This is a genomic window from Streptomyces sp. SID12501 (genome assembly GCF_010550245.1).
Classification (GTDB): domain Bacteria; phylum Actinomycetota; class Actinomycetes; order Streptomycetales; family Streptomycetaceae; genus Streptomyces.
On record NZ_JAAGLU010001024.1, the window covers coordinates 1 to 390 of the forward strand.

Annotated in this window: 1 protein-coding gene; it reads left to right on the forward strand. The window is 63.1% G+C overall.

All coding sequences use genetic code 11. The annotated features are described in order from the left end of the window. The first annotated feature begins 87 nt into the window (after nt 1-87). Nucleotides 88-267: a hypothetical protein gene (locus G3I71_RS49640; protein ID WP_070318860.1), complete on the forward strand. Its 180-nt coding sequence runs from the start codon at nt 88-90 to the stop codon at nt 265-267. Nucleotides 268-390: the final 123 nt, after the last annotated feature.

The window sequence follows — 390 nt, forward strand, 5'->3', positions numbered from 1 at the left end:
ACCGGCTGCTCATCGCGATGACGGGTCACGGTATTCGTGACACCATCCCATTCCCTCTCGTGAAGCCGCAGGTCTGACGTTGTCACCGTGGGAGGGTCCGTGAACGGCTGGGGTGCAGTTCTGGCAGCGTTGCTGCCGTCGGTCGGCGTCGGGCTGATCTTCTGGTTCTCGATGCGGGCGATCATTAACGCCGACCGCTCCGAGCGCCAGGCGATCGCACGGATGGACGCCGAGCACGAGCACAGCGGGCGCACAGAAGCCCCGTAATTCGAGGGTTGCGTTTGACGCGCTCAATGTCGGGTGAGACAGTGAGCGCGTCAGCTCAAATCCCCCATTGTCCGGGAGCATTCATGGCACAGAAGGTGCAGGTCCTGCTGGTCGACGACGTCG